Genomic DNA, 16800 nt, shown 5'->3' on the forward strand with positions numbered 1-16800 from the left:
GTCGAGCGGGGCGGGCAAAAGTACCCTACTGAGCTTACTCAATGGAACGCGAGTTCCCGATCTCGGAATAGTGAGGGTGCTCGGTCGTTCTTTAGCCCAACTGACTCCCCAGCAGTTACGGGTCTTACAACGACAGGTAGGAACGATCTATCAGCAATTTAACTTAGTCGGTCGAATGCGGACGATCCACAACGTCAATGCCGGTCAGCTCGGTCGGTGGTCCCCACTCGAGGCGGCTCTGTCTTTATTTTGGCCGTTGGGAGTCGAGACTGCAACAATCGCCCTGACCCAAGTGGGAATTCCCGATAAACTTTACGAACGCACCGATCGACTTTCAGGAGGTCAGCAGCAGCGAGTGGCGATCGCTAGGGTCTTGGTGCAAAACCCCACTGCTATTCTGGCTGACGAGCCGATTTCGAGTCTCGATCGAGAAAATAGTCGAGAAGTTCTGGATTTGCTCGTCGATTTGAGTCGCAAAATGGGCAAAACCTTGGTCATGAGCCTGCACGAAATCGAATTTGCCCGCAGTCATTGCGATCGCATTATCGGTTTGCGTCGCGGACGCATCATCTTCGATGTCCCCAGCCAAGAGCTATCTTCGGCACAGCTCGAAGAGTTGTATTGTCTCGATTCGTCTGGATACGGGGCGAGAGTCGAGAGGTAGAAGAGGCTGGGGGGCGATGGACAACGAAGAATGTTCTTATTTTTCTTCTCTCCCCGTCTCTGTGTCTGCCTATCTCTGCTCTTGGGTTAGTTCCCCCAGAAGATTAAAACAGAAATTTTCGACTAAATCTGTCAAGGCGATCGCGAGGGGTTCGTGAAAGGTCGGAATTTCTCCGATCAATTCGATGGCGAGAAGATCGTCCCCCGCTAGGGTGGCTTGATGCAATCGAGCGATCCACTGTGGCGGCATCACCAATAGATGTTCCCGCGTCAGTTGGGAAATAGGTTCGGCTTTGGAGGGTAAATCTCCATCTTTATCTTCTTCTTCTTCATACAGGTAGCGAATGCCGAGATGCTCGGCCATCTTCTGCCAAATCGTTGCTTCGGAAAAAGGTTTGATGGCATAATCGTCGCAGCCAGCAGCAATGACAAACTCTCGCTTCTGGGTCAATACGCTGGCGGTAAGGGCAACGATCGCCGTTTGAGTTTCCATCGCCCCTTCTCTATATTGTTGTTCCCGCGATCGAATTTGCCGCGTAGCTTCGTATCCATCCATCACCGGCATTCGCAAATCCATCCAAATTAAGTGCGGTCGATGAGTTTCCCAGACTTCGATCGCCTCCCGGCCGTTGGCGGCTTCAAAAACGTTCAAGCCGACGGATTCGAGTATTCGCACCAGCAGCAGTCGATTTTCCATCACGTCATCGACCACCAGAATTCGATAGTCCGGTTGACCGGGTTCGAGGCCCACCACCTGTCGAGAGGATGTCGGGGTTTCGACTTCATCCATTTCAACGAGGCGCACGGGAATCTCAAAGTAGAACTGGCTGCCTTCGCCCAACGAACTGCAAACTTGCAGTTCTCCCCCCATCAACCGAACGAACTGACGACCGATGGGCAAACCCAAACCCGTCCCACTTTGGGTTTGCTGTCCGGTGCTGGTTTGGACGAAGGGATCGAAAATACTGTCGAGTTCTTGAGGAGCAATGCCCGGACCGGTATCGCTGGTGGAAAATTGCAACCAGATGGGATCGGAATAAGGGGTATCTTCTCGGGGCCCGACACCGAGCATTACTGTCCCGGTGGTGGTAAATTCGATCGCATTTCCGAGGAGATTGATCAGGACTTGGCGCAGTTTGCTGCAATCTGTTTTGACGTAGCGAGGGGTTTCGGGGTCGCGATCGAAAATGAGCGTGAGTCCCTTCGTTTGGGCTTTGAGGGCAAACATTTCTGCAAGGGTATCGAGCAAGGGGTACAAATCGAACGCGGTTTCGTTAAAAGTCGTCCGTCCGGCTTCGATTTTAGACATTTCCAAAATGTCGTTAATCAGTTCGAGCAAGTGTTCGCCACTGCGGTTAATAATTCCCAGTTCCCGCGCGCCGGAGGCAAGTGCCCGGTTTCGAGCCATCAGTTGGCTGAAGCCGAGAATGGCATTGAGGGGGGTTCTCAATTCGTGGCTCATATTAGCAAGGAATTCGCTCTTGGTGCGGTTGGCCTTTTCGGCAGCATCCTTGGCTTTTTCGAGTGCGATTTCCGTTTGCTTGCGATCGGTAATATCGGTAGTGACCGAAAGCAGGCATTTCTCTGAGGCGAGGTCGATAATTTCGCAGGAGAGTAAAGCCGTCTTCACCTTGCCGGATTTGGTGCGAAACTCGAACTCGAGATTGCCAATTTTTCCCTCGGATTCGAGAATTTCAAACAGGCGTACCCGATTGCTCGTATCCACCCACAGATTAAGATCGAGGGCCGTACGATCGAGAACTTCCTCAAGACAATACCCGGTAACGGCAAGAAAGTTATCGTTGACTTCGATATGGCGTCCGTCGCTAAGTCGGGTGATCGTAATGGGGTGCGGGGTGCAGCGAAAGGCCGTGGAGAATTTGGCTTCCGATTCGCGCAAACGCGCGCTGGTTTCGGCGAGGGTTCGGTGAGCGGCTTCGCTGAGGCGGATTTGCTCCTCGAGTTCTCGGGTGCGTTCTCGGACTTTACGTTCGAGGGATTGCGATCGACCGGTGAGTTGGGCGTGGGAGCGCTTGATGTCGGCACTCATCTTGTTGAAGGCGCGCGCGAGCACTTCGAGTTCGACGATCCCTCGAGCTTCGACTGGGGGAGCAAACCGACCGCTAGCAATTTGGCGGCTGGCTTCGATGACCTGAAGAATCGGTCGGGTGATGTAGCGGGCGCTCAACAGTCCCATAGTGGCGGTGACTCCCAGAGCCACCAGACACAGCACGATAGTGTTACGGGTATTGGCTGCAATTCGATCCATAAAATCCGCTTCGGGAACCACCACCACGATCGACCAATCCAAACCTCGATCGTCCTCAAAGCGAGTGATATTGACAAATTTTCGAGTTTTCTCGATCTCAAAGACGAGTTGGTGTTCCCCTCGAATGTCATTGAAGCTGCCAAACTGCTGTTGTAAGTATCGAGCAACCGCTCGAATATCGAGATTGGGGCTTTGGGTGGCGTGGAGTCGCCGTCTTCGGCCTTCCTTCTCTACAAAAGGCAACTGACCATCGGAACTGGCAACGAGGTTTCCGGAAGGTTCGACGATAAAAGCCTGACCGGATCGACCGATTTGTAGATCGGCTAAAAATTCCCCAATTTGCTCTAGGGTTAAATCTACGGCGAGTACCCCCTGTAAATCGCCCGCGTTGGTGTAGATGGGCAACGTGGGACTGATGACCAAAATGGGGCGGGTAAAGTCGGGATAGATAGAAGACCAGGTGAGTTGACCGGCGGCGGCGGCTTCTCGATACCAGGACCGGGTGCGAGGATCGTAGGGTTCGCGGTGCAAGAACCGAGTGCGATCGCCAGGTTCGTCGAGTTGATAGTAATGCCGCTGGGGAAGATCTGGCTTCTCGAGTATCCAGAGAACCGGACGCTCTCGACGGTAGCGATTCACCCCGATAAACTCGCCCCCCTCATTGGCGTAATACATGAAAGATACGGCCCGAGTCAGCTGCGTTGCATCCCAAAATTGTTGTTCGAGGACATCAAAATCTTCCAAATCCAGTGCGCCCGATTTCACCTGGGCTGCTTTCATTTGCAGGAAGAGGAGAGAGACTTCGGTGTAGGCTCGGACGTTGTCGCTAATGCGATCGCCGATCTCTGAGGCTAACTCTTCCGCCACATCCCGAATGGCGGCTTGTCCGCTGCGAAAGGACAGCCAGCCGGTTAATCCCACAGTGACGACGATAACGACAAAGGGAACGATGGAGACGCTTCGCAGGTGACACTTTCGGGAAATTCGGTTCGCGATGCGGGATGGCAGGATCATTCTGATTCGACCGGATTTCGGATCGCCTAATTCCGTGAAACGTTTTTACGGATTTTCACAGAATAGTATATTGAACCAGAAAATTCCGACCGTCGAGGTTAGGTCTGCGGTAGCTCTCCAAATCGTTATCTCTATTTTTTTGCCTGTAGCCGGTCGCTTCCGAATCTTCAACGCACCCAAACTCAGGTATTGGGGTCGCGAAATTGCTTCAATGCTCCCGCGCTCGATCGATGGCTTCCGATCTGTTTTTTCGATTAAACAAATGAGAGAATTACCATTTCATTTATACCCTCATCTAGCCATCGATATCCGCTTGGGTTGCCCTCGAAGCATTTTTCCCCCTAAAACCAGGCGATACTGGTACACGCAAGCACCGCAACCACGAGATAAAACATCCCAACAACTTGACGTTCCGTCCACCCAGACAGTTCGAGGTGGTGGTGTAAAGGAGCCATCCGGAACAATCGCTTACCAACACCGTCTGCATTTTTGGTGGCTTTGTAATATCCGACTTGGAGAATGACCGATAGGGTTTCGACAAAAAACAACCCGCTGAGTACGAACAGAGCAAATAGGTGGTTTGTGGTAATTCCGACGGCAGCCAAAGCCGCACCGAGGGGTAGAGAACCGGTATCTCCCATGAACACTTGTGCCGGGTTCCGGTTGTGGACGAGGAAACCCAAACATCCGCCGCTCATGCAAGCACAGAAGGTGGCTAAGGCGGGAGAAGATGGGGCGACTACCGCACCGAGTCCCAAAAAGGCGATCGCACCGGTGCCTCCCATCAAGCCGTCTACTCCATCGGTCAAGGTGGTGGCGTTGCTCTCAGCGACGAGGACGAATCCCGCCAGGGGTAAGAAGAGAATTCCCAAGGGAATCGAGACACCTAACGGTATGGTAATGGAAGTTAAACCCTCGAAATTGGGTTGGAGACTGAGCCAATAACAAAATATCGCCCCAAATCCCACTTGTAAGGCCAGTTTCATCTTCGCAGAGATGCCTTTGTTGGATTTGCGGCGAATAACCTGCCAGTCATCGATCCACCCGATCGCCCCGTAGGATAGGGTCAGTAGAGAGACCGCTAACAGAAGGGTCATATCGGCGGGGGCAACCGTTGGGGAAAATCCCGACCACAAGATGGCGATCGCGACAGCGGTGGGAACGAAAAAAATTCCTCCCATCGTCGGCGTTCCCGCTTTTTTTAAATGCGCTTGCGGCCCATCTGCGCGAATCACTTGACCGGTTTTGAGGGCTTGGAGGAGGGGAATTGCCCAATATCCGAGACTCGCACAAGCTGCAGCACAAAGCAATAGGGGTAGAACTAAAGATGAAGCCAGAGAAGTCAACCGCTCGGCTTCCCAGTCTAAGGCAAAGGCCGCTATACTCAAGCCAATGCCCAAGCATACTGATAGAGCAGTCCCTGAGACCTGGATTCGCCTGCTGTAAAAGTTGGTATCCACGAAATTTTTTGACTCCTTACACACCGGAAAAGGCGAATGTCAACTCCGGAAATTATTATTCCATATCATCGCCCGTTTCACCGCTATCCTAGCTGAGGTAGGCTGAAAACGCTATCCCTTTTCAAGGTCGATCGAACTGGCGGGCGCTACCAAGATGACAAACGATCGACGAAATTATTCTATTTACGCATCATCATCGTCTTCTTCTTCCTCGAAAGAGACATCATCTTCGACGATCAAACCATCGAGACCTTCATCTTGTTGGGATGAGGCTTGTTCGTCTTCATCGCGGGGAATGAGGCGTCCTGTTGCTTGCAACCAATCGAGGATGGATGTTTCTTGATTTAACGGAATCACCTCAGCTGCTTCGTGTCGGGGGAGTTGTTTGAGGGAAGGATTGTTGAGCTGGCTCATAGGCTTTGGTTTTTACGTTATGGGGTGGCAATTGTACTTACCTCATCGTATCAAACGGATGCCCCGTCGCACCTGACAGGAAGTGTTAAAGGTTTAAAAAGGTTTCGCCTCGCGATGTCTCCCCTTGACCTGGCGATTGCGATACCGAACTCGAACTGGCAGCTATATATCTGATTACTGAGGCTCATTCAACTTTTCCGGCAATAACGTCTTCTCTTTGTCAGATATTGGTTCTGCTCGGATCTGCCCTAAATGCAGTGGAACCGCTAAGATACAGAACGGGTCTATTGTTTTGTAATGCTGTGGGAACTTTCCGATACCGGCACTGGCGATCGCCCTGGAAAACAACTGCCGAAAAAGTTTGGGAAATACTCCGAACCCAACACCGGCTGTTTGCGTCTAGCTAGGCATCGATAAGCCCGCGCCTGTCACTGATAATCCGATCTCTAAAAAAATATGTCCGACTTCAACCGTGATGGCAACCCCGATATTCTCTGGCGCGATACCGATCGCGGGAGTCATGTTATCTGGCTGATGAATGGGACTCTCGTCACCAATGGTATTCCCCTGCCAGCGGTTTTCGATCGATTTTTGCGCTTGTCGGGGACGGGAGACTTTAATGGCGATGGCTCTGAGGATGTGGTTTGGCGCAGCCACTCTACCGGAGAAAATTTTCTCTGGCTGATGGATGAAGGCGCCGTTATCGGTGCCGAGAGTCTACCGCCGGTTCCCGGACCCGAGTGGCATATCGAAGGAGTAACGGATTTTAACGGCGACGGGAACGGAGATTTGCTGTGGCGGAATTACGTCACCGGGGAAAACCAGATTTGGACGATGAACGGTACGGCAATATCGGAAGTGGTGAGTTTATCTACCAATCCCGATATTGCGTGGCGCATCCAAGCTACGGGAGATTTTAATGGAGACGGTTGGGAGGATATCGTCTGGCGCAATTTTAATAGCGGTGAAAATGCGGTTTGGTTCATGAATGGAACCACTTTAATTGGCGATGCACCGCTACCGATTCTTCCTCCTTTGGAATGGCGTATCGAAAGTGCGGGAGACTTCAATCGCGACGGACTCGACGACTTGCACGTTCGCAATTTCGGCACCGGGGACAATCAGATTTGGTTGATGGATGGGACGGCGTTAACGGATGTGGTGATTTTGCCGCCGCTGACTCCGGAATGGGAAGCGCCGAGTTCGGATATTTTCATTGCCGGGACGAGCATTGTCGGCACTCCCGCAGAAGATACGCTCGCGGGCAGTTTGGGAGGCGATTTTATTTCGGGCGGCGCGGGCGCTGACGAACTCCTCGGTGGATTGGGAGACGATGCGATTCTGGGAGATTCGGAAAACGATCGCCTTCTGGGTCAGTTGGGAGACGATTTTCTCGATGGGGGGGCTGGAGACGATTTGCTTGATGGGGGCTTTGGTCGAGACCTATTGGTGGGCGGTGAAGGGAGCGATACACTGGTCTTCCCTGTAGAAAAGGGCGTCACCATTAACAACGAGCTGGATTTTCTGCGGGTGGATGCCATCACCGATTTTCAGCCGGGAGTGGATAAAATTGGCTTGACGCAAGGGTTTACCGAAGCTAATCTGACGTTTGAAGTGGTTACGGTTGCAGTCAGTCCGAACGTGCCGATTAGTATTGCAATTTCTGTCGCCGGGACGAATTTGGTACTGGGATTAGTGTCTGTGACCTCCCCAGACCAGTTGCGGGGCAATTTCGTGACGGTTTCTTAAACGGAACGAGCTGGTGTGCGTCTAAAATCGATAGCCCAGACCGGGAACGGGGAATGAGGAACGGGAATACAAATGGATAGTTATGGAATATGGGAGGAACGATCGAGATCGCACGATTCACCTCATGAAACATCAACACTCATTCGATCTCGATCGTTCCCAAATTAATAGCCCGCTTCATATTTTATGGTTTTTGTCAAGCACCCATTCGATCGCTTCGAGAAAAATTTGTGCACATCACTCGATCTTTTAGGGAGCTCGATCGAAGCGATTTGACGAAAAATAAGACTTCTGGTACTCGATCGGAGTGTCGAAAGCGTAAGTAGCTACAAATATTAACCCAACCATGCGGTATTAATTCACTTAATACTACCAAGTCGCTGTAACCCCTGACAACTCGTTTCACAAAACCCATACGATCGCTCCTCAAATTTCGAGTAAATTTGGGCAGATATTAGAAAATCGAAACGGAGTTGAGGTGACAGGGAGGTTGAACTTATCAATTTTCCGAGGTGAGATCCTCAGACTGTTTCCTTTTCCCCATGCCATCGCGCCCTCAGTCGTTTTCCACAGACATCCTCTTCGAGCTAGAGACAAGCATAGACCGATCGACTAACTGGCATTTTCTCACTTCGGGGTACTTTCCTAAGCTTCATCAGTAGTACAGAGCATTAGAACAACTCAAAAATTTCTGAGATCGTGTCGATAAGTCAGAAGTGGCACGAACTGTATTGGGTAAAGCGTTAGAAGTTTCTACAGTAAAACTATCGAATGAAACATCCCCAGAAACTCGATTAGAGGATTAAATCATGACTGTCGTAAAAGAAGCTCCCAGAACCTTCCCGACCTTAAGTCAAGGAAGTATTGGTGACGATGTAAAATACTTACAAAATACTCTCAACTATATCTACGGAGCACAGCTTGAGGTTGATGGAATTTTTGGAGCGAAAACGATTGCCACCGTTAAAACTTTCCAATCTGAATACGGACTCACGATCGATGGTATTGTCGGTCAACAGACTTGGAATCGTCTTGCCGAGGTCATTTCAAATCCAGGCTTACCCATCTTGCGTTTGGGAAGCAAAGGAGACAAAGTTGAATACCTACAAGATTTATTGAACTACTTTGGTTCTCAAATTGCCTCCGATGGTATTTTTGGTACGGAGACTGAAGCTGCTGTTAAGAAATTTCAGCGTCGCTACAGTTTAGTCCCTGATGGAATTGTTGGTAACCAAACCTGGGAGATGTTATTCCAAGAATTTCACGACTAATCTCGTTTTTAAAATTGACTTTAAAGTCTTAGTTCGTGGCGATCGTCACTAGAAAACGATCGCCATTTTTTTTTAGATTCGCAATTCGATCGCTGTTCGCTCTTTCCCGAGCTAAAGCCCCACGATCGAAGTATCTATGCAGCTAGAAACATCTAGATTTAACCCGAACGATTTCTTAACGAAGGTAATAGTCCGAATGCCCTGGGGCTTTAACCCTTCACCGACCATTAAGGTTTAAAATAAAAATCGCGTTCCGATCGCATCGCAAGTCTTCCAAGTTTCGACTTCTCACAATACCTATAGCTGCACTTCCAAGCTCGTATGCGTTTAAATTTCACTCTCCTGGGTCGAAATCTTCAATCGATCGCCCTGCCAGCCTCCTCCTCTTCCTATCTCAACCCTAAACCTCTAACCGGTCGAAACCGAATCGCCATTCGCGTGCCCCAGATTCTCTCGATCGCCATTCTCTTGCTAACCTTCTGGGGGTTTACCCTTGGCATTTCCCCAGCTTGGGCGAAAGAAAATACCGTCAACTATACCCTCACTGACTTGAAATACCGAGATTTTTCCGATCGAGATTTGGAAGGCAGTGCTTTTGCCGGTGCGAATATGCTCGGGGTTAACTTTCACGGGGCAAATCTGAAAGGGGCAATTTTTACGAAAGGCTCTCTGGTTGATTCCGATCTCTCCGATGCCGATCTCTCGGAATCCTTTGCCGATCGCGTCCTTTTCGATCGCGCGAATCTCACCAACACGATTTTTACCGATGCGATTGCCACCAGTAGCAGCTTTGCCGGAACCGACATTACCGGAGCAGATTTTTCCGGTTCGATTCTCGATCGCTATCAAATATCTCTGATGTGCGAGCGCGCATCCGGTATCAATCCGATTACCGGAATATCCACCCGCGAGAGTTTGGGTTGTCGGTAACCAACAGCGGCTAATTAGCGGCTAATTGGCGACTAATTGTAAGCAATCTTGTCGAACCCCTTCAAAAAATAACCCGATCGCGCTAGGTTTGAACTCTAAATCTAAATCGCGTTTTCTCAATCTGGCTATGGTGGCAACGGCAACAAAATCGAAGCGGGGACTGATGTCACGCGTGGTGAATGGGGTTTTATCCATTAAGCCTCTGGCGAATTTAGCCAAACATCAAGCCCGTAAAATGATGATCGATCGTGCGGAAAGTCTCGGCGTTCCTTGGCGAGAGGAAGCGGCAACCCTGCGATCGCAAAATCTAGGCACCCAATTCGATCGCTTGCACGACCCCAGTCTCACCTATCCCGATTACTACCTCAATTCTTTCCACGCCTACGAAACGGGAAACCTTAACTGGGAAGCCGCAACGGAATTGGAGGTGGCAGCCAAAGCCGTTCATGCCAAAATTTGGCCCGAAGCGGGGGCGAAAGGAGACCAAAAGCTGCGCCAAAGTTACCACGATTTAGTTTTGGCACACCTTCCGAACCCACCCAAAGATATCGTCGATATCGGTTGTGGTGTCGGTTTGAGTACTTTCGCTCTACAACAGACGTACCCCGAAGCTCAAATTTCGGGGGTAGATCTATCCCCCTATTTCCTCGCGGTTGCTGCTTACCAATCTCAACACCGTTATCCTGACGTTCCTCACCCCGTTCGCTGGGTACACGCCGCCGGAGAAAAGACAGGACTGCCCGCTGCATCCTTCGATTTAGTCTCGCTATTCTTGGTCTGTCACGAACTCCCCCAGTCGGCAACTCGTGCCATTCTCAAGGAAGCCAGACGGCTGTTACGCCCCAGGGGACATCTCGCCATCATGGAGATGAACCCCCAGTCGGAGGCGTTTACCAAAATGCCACCTTACGTCTTTACCTTACTCAAAAGTACGGAACCCTGGCTAGACGAATATTTTTCCCTAGATTTGTCCGAAGCAATGGTGCAAGCAGGGTTTAACAAGCCGACGATCGATTGTAACAGCCCCCGCCATCGGACGATTATCGCGTCGGTCAGTTCGTATGCGAAGTCGTCATGAGTTTTGGACGGACACTCGAACGGAACTCACCCGATCGCAATCTAACCCAGTTGAGAGAATTTAAGCCAGTTGAGAGAATTTAAGCCAGTTGAGTCCGACGGTCAGAATGGTGTGTGATATCTACCGGAGTTCGTACCAGGTGCCTAAATCCGGCACGAGCGTAATTTTCTACTTTAAGGCGCAGTTCTAGAGAGCGATAGGGAAAACGCAATTTTGCAGACCGAGGGGATAAGTAGACCCGCATCGACAGATCGACTTGAATCCGATTCATCACGTAGTCGATGAGTCTGGCTCTTAGCTGATTTGCCCTGAGTGTCTCTCTTTCGTCAGCCTCATAATAAATATTGAGAATATGCTCGACTTCCTCAGTTACAACTGTTAGAATTGCTGTCATTTTTAGTTTCTCCAAGTTTATACACCCAAGACCGGTATTCTCGAATTAACAAGATTCGCAATCGTTTGTTTTCCCAGCGAATCCTGTATTTTATATTTGTTTGAGTCCCAGACTCTAGAGGATTTCCCCAGATGGATCGAAGTTTCCAATGGAAACGTTCTTGTCTAAAATGAGGAATCTTTTCAGAAATAATTCAATGCTCAAAGCATAAAACACGAATGGAATGCTAGAGCTTTAATTTCCAGAACGCTTTTTAGATTTGTAAGCTTTAGTTGATTCGTAAAAAACTTACAAATTTAGATCGTCAAATTTAACTACATTAGGCAATAGAGAACCGATATATCTGTTATTTATCGGCTCGCTCGAACGTAGAAATCATTTCTTCAAGAATCAAACTTTCAGCTTTATTGCTGTTGGTCATGAGTCTTTCTTTTATCTCTTTTCTCAATACCATTCTAGCATTTTCATCGAAAAAAAAATCTGTCTTTGGTAATATTCTTTCGGTTTTTAGCTGAGACCGGAGCACTTGTTGACCCAAAGACAGCAAGTCGAGTTCTGGCATTAGCTCCCGAGGGTTACGTAAAATCCAACGGCAGCTTTCAGGATCGGTTTGAGCGAGCTGCTCGATCGCCGCAGTCAGAACCATTGAAATCTCTGTCAGACTCGGAAGTATCGCGAGAAAATTCTTGAGAAACTCGATCGCTTTTCGGTCTTGAGTTTTTAAAATCTCGACGGATAACTCAATATACATAGACAACTCGCGGTCTTCATGCTTGTTCATGTTGGCTGCGGTCTGCGGCTCGCAAATACTGTTCCTAGAGGCAGTAACGATGGTCGCACTCAACATAAATACATCTGCTTTGAAATAGAACGCGATCGTCAAAAATCCGGAAAAATAGGCTCGCACTAGGCTAAAAACCTTGACAGGATTAAAACGCACGCTTTGCGAACCTAAGATTCGACCGATAATCAGTCTGGTTACAGGCTTACCATAAACAAGAATTGTGAGGATTTTGCGATCGATTACTCATCCCAATGGAGGAGCGATCTCACCTGTTCCACCAAACTCACGGCCTCGAATGGTTTAGAAATGGTACCCGCAACTCCCAAGCTCTGTAACTGCTGTCGATCGCCAATTCGAGCTTTAGCCGTCAGTAAAATCGTTGGAATATCTTGAGTCGTCTTATCCCCTTGCAACTGTCGCAACGTCTCCAGTCCGTCCATATCCGGCATCATCACATCCAACAAAATAGCATCGGGTTGCTGCGATCGTGCTACCGCCAACCCCTCGCGACCGGAAGCTGCCATCAACACCTCCCATCCCGCTGCCGCTTCTAGGCAATACTGCACGATCTCTCGCACGGCATCGTCATCATCGACAATTAAAATTTGCTTGCTCATATTTGCCCTGAGTTAATTGTCAATTACAAATGGGAAGCAGAAGTTAAGCAAACGGACAATTGAAAGTGAGTGAGTCGCTATTCTACCCGTTTTTCCATCTCCCCATCTCCCGATTCCGGCGCTTCTTCCCCCTGGGGTACGGTAAAATAAAAACTGCTGCCGACACCTAACGTACTGTGGGCCCAAATTTGTCCCCCGTGCTGCTCGACAATGCTGCGACAAATAGCTAAACCCAACCCCGTCCCTCCTTTTTTTCGGGAATCGGAGGCATCCACTTGATGGAAGCGCTCGAAGATCGTTTCGAGTTTGTCCGCCGGAATCCCCCGACCGCGATCGCGCACTTCAAACCAGATCGTCCCCACCGCATCCATCAATGTGGCACTCAAGCAAACCGTCGAGCCTCTTGCAGAAAATTCGATCGCGTTGCCGAGCAAATTAATTAGCACTTGAGTCATTCGATCGCGATCGACCCAACAGTATGCATTGATGTCGAAAACCTCAAGCGTCACTCCAGCACGATTGGCAATCACCTGCATTTGCTCTGTTGCTTGTTGCAAGAGAGCGGAGACTTTTATCGATTCTTTGACCAGTTGGATTTTCCCCGATTCCAACCGTTCCAGTTCCAAGATATCATTAACCAAACGCACCAAACGTTCGGTACTGCTCGCGGCAATTTGGATGATGTGCTCTCCTCGATCGCCACTCGCGTCCACCAGACCCGTCGAGAGCAAGTTCAATCCCCCGTGAATCGCCGTTAGCGGCGTTCGCAGTTCGTGACTGACCACCGCAGTAAATTCATCTTTCATTCGAGAAATCGCGTAGCGTTCCGTCACATCCTCGCCAATACTGAGCGTCCCCACGGCTTTTCCTCCCATCCCTTGCAGCCGAGTATTATTCCAAGCAATAATCCGCTCTTCACCAGATTTGGTCAAAATCGAGTTCTGGTAGTGAGGGTGAAGATTTTGCGTTAGAATTTCCTGAAAGACTTGGTACACTTGGGCTGTTTGGTATTGTGGTAAGACCGTCCCAAACCAATCTTGCCCGAGAATATCCGACCGATCGTATCCCGTCAGCTTCAAAAAAAACGGATTGACGTACTCCACCGTGCCATCTTTGTGGAGTCCGATGACGATAAGCTGTACGTTATCGAGCAAAGTTTGCCAGCGTCGGTTAGATTCGTGCAATACCGCCTCGGCTGCTTTGCGATCGCTGATGTCCCGTTGCACCACCAAAATATAGTCGGGGGAACCACTTTCGTCCCGCACTAAAGAACTTGAAGAGTCCATCACCAGCCGCCTGCCATCTTTACAGACGAAATCGAACTCCTGACGCACAGACCCTTTTTCAATTAAGGTGGCAAACTGTTGTTGACCCAGTTCTCGGCCTTCTGGGGTCAAAAATTCCCCCAAGCAACGACCGATGAGTTCCGCTTCCGTGTATCCGGACTTCTCAACTGCGACGGGGTTCACTTGCTCGATGATTCCTCGGGAATCGAGAACATAGAGAAAATCCGGTGCCGATTCAAAGAAAGAACGAAACCGCCGTTCGCTTTCTTGTAGAGCCACATTACGTTGTTCCACTCGGCTTTCGAGTTTTTGATTGAGCTGTTGCAGTGCTACTTCGGCTTGCTTGCGCTCTTCGAGTTCCCTTTGAGTTTGACGGAGCAGTTCGGATTGGTGAATAGCGATGGCGACTTGCGTTGCCAGTTGCTCGAGAAACTCGATGTCTTGACTCTTCCACTGGCGAGGACGATCGCATTGGTGGGCGATGAGTAATCCCCACAATCTTTCCGGATTTGGGCTTTCGAGATTTGGGGCGGGCAAACTCAGAATAATCGGAACGGCTAAATTTGCTCTGACCTGAAACGACGCGAGAAATTCGCGATAGCATTCGCTCATCTGAGCGACGCGAATATCTTTGATGGCTCGGGTGCGTCCCCGTCGGTGGGGATCGAACCAAGCTTTCTCAAAACATGGATCGGTGATGACTCGATCGAGAATAGAGTGAGTCGTTTCTGTAACGGATTCCACAGCCACAGAACCGCTCCAATCGGGATGAAAGCGATAAACGAGCGCTCGATCGACATCTAGTAACTCGCGCACCTGAGCCACTGTTTCGTTGAGAATCTCGTCGAGATCGAGAGACTGACGAATCCGCAGGGCAATCCTTGCTAAAAGTTGAAACGTTTCGGGCATTACCTCAGAGGCGGGAAAGTCTTCAGCAGTCATGGATCGTTAGACATTAAATTGCAGGGACGCACATTAAACGAGCTTTGCTGTTGGTGGAATTCTATTACTGATTTATAGACCGATCTAAATAACGTTTTTATAAAATATATTGTTGAAATTTGCAATTTAATTTACTTGTATTTTATGATTTTTCAACATTTGTGTCAGCGTTAATCCCTATAAAGTTAGATTAAGTTTTGTAAACAAAAAGATTAAAATACAATTTATGGCTTGGCATAGCTGAGGAAAGACGGGTATGGCTTTTGATGAGATGAGGGAATATATCGAAGATGCGGTGCGTGGCAAATTCAGTTCAATTCCGGAAGCAACGATCGTGTCGCTGCAAGGCGAACGCAAATCGAGCGAGCGACATTAAAAGGAACTCATACTGCATACCGCTTAGGGCGAAAATGAGAAATATGCTAGATTGAAATTTACCCGAGACTTTGTACCCTGTATTCAAATGTTGAGATGGTAAAGCCGAACCGAGTCACTACATTTCACAAATAAAAAACAGGCAAAATAAATGCCAAGAAAATGCCTCCAAACACCAAAAATTTAATAATTTTTAGAATTGGATCGGAGTCATTTTTCCAAAATCCTCGCAGCCAAAAACGTGGCGTATCATCTTCTCGCATCTTTCGACCGAATATTGAGGTCAGTAGTCCCAATCCTCCGACTTTTGCCCCGAACAATAGATGTAATGCGAGGCTGGCGATCGTACAAATCCAAGCCATTAAATGAGCTAGATACCAAGGACGATCGATTTCCCCCGCCGGCAACCATTCTTCTTTCATCATTCGACCCGTAACGAGGGCAAACGTTGCCGCCAGTAACATCAATGTATTAGCCAGACGGTGTATCGATATCCACCAAACCGGTTTGCCAACCTGTTTGAGTTGAGCCAAAGATGGCGATCGAACCAAACGACGATCGCCCAGATGGAAACTGTAGAGCGCAAAAAAGGGAAAAAGCAAGAGGAATGTCACGGCAATCGTGCCATGAATCCCTTGAATGTCATTGAGGGTGGGTAAAGCCACACTGCCCCAACGTTTATCGTAGGTGTTGTAAACCCAAAACCCCGAGACGATCGCCAATAGCACCAGAACGGCAGCAACGCCGTGTAATATCCGCAGTAGAGCAGGTTGGTAGGGACGAAACTGCGACATCTTGAAATTCCTTCCGATCGAAAAATCGATCGCACTATAGCAGAATCGCGATCTTCGATCGATTTTTCGATCATTTTCCAATACAAAAGCGGCTGAAAATTCGATCGAGAACCGATTCGGTCACCTCATCTCCCGTAATTTCCCCCAGGGCTTGAATCGCACCGCGCAAATCGATCGTCCAGAAGTCGAAGGGCAAGCCGTCAGCAATGGTCTGTTGCATCTGTTGCAAAGAGACTTTCGCCCGCGAGAGGGCCGCTGCTTGACGTTGGTTGATGGCAAAATCCAAATTGGCCGCCTGGAGTTTTCCCCCGCGTACGGTGGCGAGAATGGCATTTTCGAGGTCTTCAATCCCGCGATCGCACATTGCTGAAGTGGGCACGATCTGACGAATTTTGCCCTCATCCCCAATATTTGCCGGCACGATCGCCGGTTCTTGTGCCCCATCGATCGCGTTTCTTTCGACCAAATCGATTTTATTAACGATCGCGAGTATGGGGAGATCGTCCACCCATCGGTAAATTTCCTCATCCGCCGCCGTCCACCCGGTGGTGGCATCGAGCACCAGCAACACTAAATCCGCCAACCGGGCCGCCGCGCGAGAGCGTTCCACCCCCATGCGTTCGACACGATCGTCTGTGTCCCGAATCCCCGCCGTATCGAGCACTTGCACCGGAATTCCCCCCACCACCAACTGAGATTCCACCACATCCCGCGTCGTCCCCGGCAAATCCGTAACGATTGCCCGATCGCTGCGACTCCA

Annotated in this window: 14 protein-coding genes; 5 read left to right on the plus strand and 9 right to left on the minus strand. The window is 49.5% G+C overall.

Features of this window, described 5'->3' with window-relative positions:
- Positions 1 to 664 (plus strand): phosphonate ABC transporter ATP-binding protein (locus IQ235_RS03335; protein WP_264320079.1); only part of this gene is annotated, 664 nt, incomplete at its 5' end.
- A 69-nt stretch (positions 665 to 733) separates the two neighbouring features.
- Here IQ235_RS03335 and IQ235_RS03340 read toward each other — a convergent pair.
- The 3 genes from IQ235_RS03340 to IQ235_RS03350 form a co-directional block, all read right to left on the minus strand.
- Positions 734 to 3946: an ATP-binding protein gene (locus tag IQ235_RS03340; protein ID WP_264320080.1), complete on the minus strand. Its 3213-nt coding sequence runs from the start codon at positions 3944 to 3946 to the stop codon at positions 734 to 736.
- A 341-nt stretch (positions 3947 to 4287) separates the two neighbouring features.
- Positions 4288 to 5406, minus strand: coding sequence for a phospho-N-acetylmuramoyl-pentapeptide-transferase (gene mraY / locus IQ235_RS03345; RefSeq protein WP_264320081.1), 1119 nt, complete (start codon positions 5404 to 5406; stop codon positions 4288 to 4290).
- Positions 5407 to 5589: 183 nt separating this feature from the next.
- Positions 5590 to 5820 (minus strand): DUF3134 domain-containing protein, encoded by a 231-nt coding sequence (locus tag IQ235_RS03350; RefSeq protein ID WP_264320082.1) that lies wholly within the window; start codon positions 5818 to 5820, stop codon positions 5590 to 5592.
- A gap of 456 nt (positions 5821 to 6276) precedes the next feature.
- Between IQ235_RS03350 and IQ235_RS03355 the strand changes: the two genes are divergently transcribed.
- The 4 genes from IQ235_RS03355 to IQ235_RS03370 all read left to right on the plus strand — a co-directional run bounded on the left by IQ235_RS03355 (position 6277) and on the right by IQ235_RS03370 (position 10848).
- Positions 6277 to 7569, plus strand: coding sequence for an FG-GAP-like repeat-containing protein (locus IQ235_RS03355; RefSeq protein WP_264320083.1), 1293 nt, complete (start codon positions 6277 to 6279; stop codon positions 7567 to 7569).
- Between the two features lie 809 nt (positions 7570 to 8378).
- On the plus strand, positions 8379 to 8840 hold the full coding sequence (locus IQ235_RS03360; protein WP_264320084.1) for a peptidoglycan-binding domain-containing protein: 462 nt from the start codon (positions 8379 to 8381) through the stop codon (positions 8838 to 8840).
- Between the two features lie 321 nt (positions 8841 to 9161).
- Positions 9162 to 9770 carry a pentapeptide repeat-containing protein gene (locus tag IQ235_RS03365; RefSeq protein ID WP_264320085.1) on the plus strand — a complete coding sequence of 203 codons (609 nt, stop codon included), beginning with the start codon at positions 9162 to 9164 and terminating at the stop codon, positions 9768 to 9770.
- Between the two features lie 163 nt (positions 9771 to 9933).
- Entirely contained in the window at positions 9934 to 10848 is a 915-nt protein-coding gene (locus IQ235_RS03370; protein WP_264320086.1) for a class I SAM-dependent methyltransferase, read from the plus strand.
- Between the two features lie 79 nt (positions 10849 to 10927).
- On the opposite strand, the gene IQ235_RS03375 is transcribed toward IQ235_RS03370, so the two are convergent.
- From IQ235_RS03375 to IQ235_RS03400, 6 genes are all read right to left on the minus strand, one after another.
- Positions 10928 to 11242, minus strand: coding sequence for a hypothetical protein (locus IQ235_RS03375; RefSeq protein WP_264320087.1), 315 nt, complete (start codon positions 11240 to 11242; stop codon positions 10928 to 10930).
- Positions 11243 to 11588: 346 nt separating this feature from the next.
- Entirely contained in the window at positions 11589 to 12182 is a 594-nt protein-coding gene (locus IQ235_RS03380) for a hypothetical protein (protein WP_264320088.1), read from the minus strand.
- A gap of 83 nt (positions 12183 to 12265) precedes the next feature.
- Complete coding sequence (locus IQ235_RS03385) at positions 12266 to 12643, minus strand: response regulator (protein WP_264320089.1); 378 nt, start codon at positions 12641 to 12643, stop codon at positions 12266 to 12268.
- A gap of 77 nt (positions 12644 to 12720) precedes the next feature.
- Entirely contained in the window at positions 12721 to 14871 is a 2151-nt protein-coding gene (locus tag IQ235_RS03390) for a PAS domain S-box protein (protein ID WP_264320090.1), read from the minus strand.
- A gap of 500 nt (positions 14872 to 15371) precedes the next feature.
- The gene (locus tag IQ235_RS03395) at positions 15372 to 16040 is read right to left on the minus strand and encodes a cytochrome b/b6 domain-containing protein (RefSeq protein ID WP_264320091.1); all 669 of its coding nucleotides are present in this window, start codon (positions 16038 to 16040) and stop codon (positions 15372 to 15374) included.
- 70 nt (positions 16041 to 16110) lie between these two features.
- Positions 16111 to 16800 (minus strand): GTP-binding protein (locus IQ235_RS03400; protein ID WP_264320092.1); only part of this gene is annotated, 690 nt, incomplete at its 5' end.

The sequence above is a fragment of the Zarconia navalis LEGE 11467 genome (assembly GCF_015207075.1).
In the GTDB taxonomy this organism is placed as follows: domain Bacteria; phylum Cyanobacteriota; class Cyanobacteriia; order Cyanobacteriales; family Geitlerinemataceae; genus Zarconia; species Zarconia navalis.

What these genes read in the sequence shown, in the direction of transcription:
- IQ235_RS03375 (WP_264320087.1), bottom strand. Translation starts at nt 11,242, where the DNA reads ATGACAGCAATTCTAACAGTTGTAACTGAGGAAGTCGAGCATATTCTC.
- IQ235_RS03390 (WP_264320090.1), bottom strand. Translation starts at nt 14,871, where the DNA reads ATGACTGCTGAAGACTTTCCCGCCTCTGAGGTAATGCCCGAAACGTTT.
- IQ235_RS03395 (WP_264320091.1), bottom strand. Translation starts at nt 16,040, where the DNA reads ATGTCGCAGTTTCGTCCCTACCAACCTGCTCTACTGCGGATATTACAC.
- IQ235_RS03385 (WP_264320089.1), bottom strand. Translation starts at nt 12,643, where the DNA reads ATGAGCAAGCAAATTTTAATTGTCGATGATGACGATGCCGTGCGAGAG.
- IQ235_RS03340 (WP_264320080.1), bottom strand. Translation starts at nt 3,946, where the DNA reads ATGATCCTGCCATCCCGCATCGCGAACCGAATTTCCCGAAAGTGTCAC.
- IQ235_RS03365 (WP_264320085.1), top strand. Translation starts at nt 9,162, where the DNA reads ATGCGTTTAAATTTCACTCTCCTGGGTCGAAATCTTCAATCGATCGCC.
- IQ235_RS03360 (WP_264320084.1), top strand. Translation starts at nt 8,379, where the DNA reads ATGACTGTCGTAAAAGAAGCTCCCAGAACCTTCCCGACCTTAAGTCAA.
- IQ235_RS03370 (WP_264320086.1), top strand. Translation starts at nt 9,934, where the DNA reads ATGTCACGCGTGGTGAATGGGGTTTTATCCATTAAGCCTCTGGCGAAT.
- IQ235_RS03355 (WP_264320083.1), top strand. Translation starts at nt 6,277, where the DNA reads ATGTCCGACTTCAACCGTGATGGCAACCCCGATATTCTCTGGCGCGAT.
- IQ235_RS03350 (WP_264320082.1), bottom strand. Translation starts at nt 5,820, where the DNA reads ATGAGCCAGCTCAACAATCCTTCCCTCAAACAACTCCCCCGACACGAA.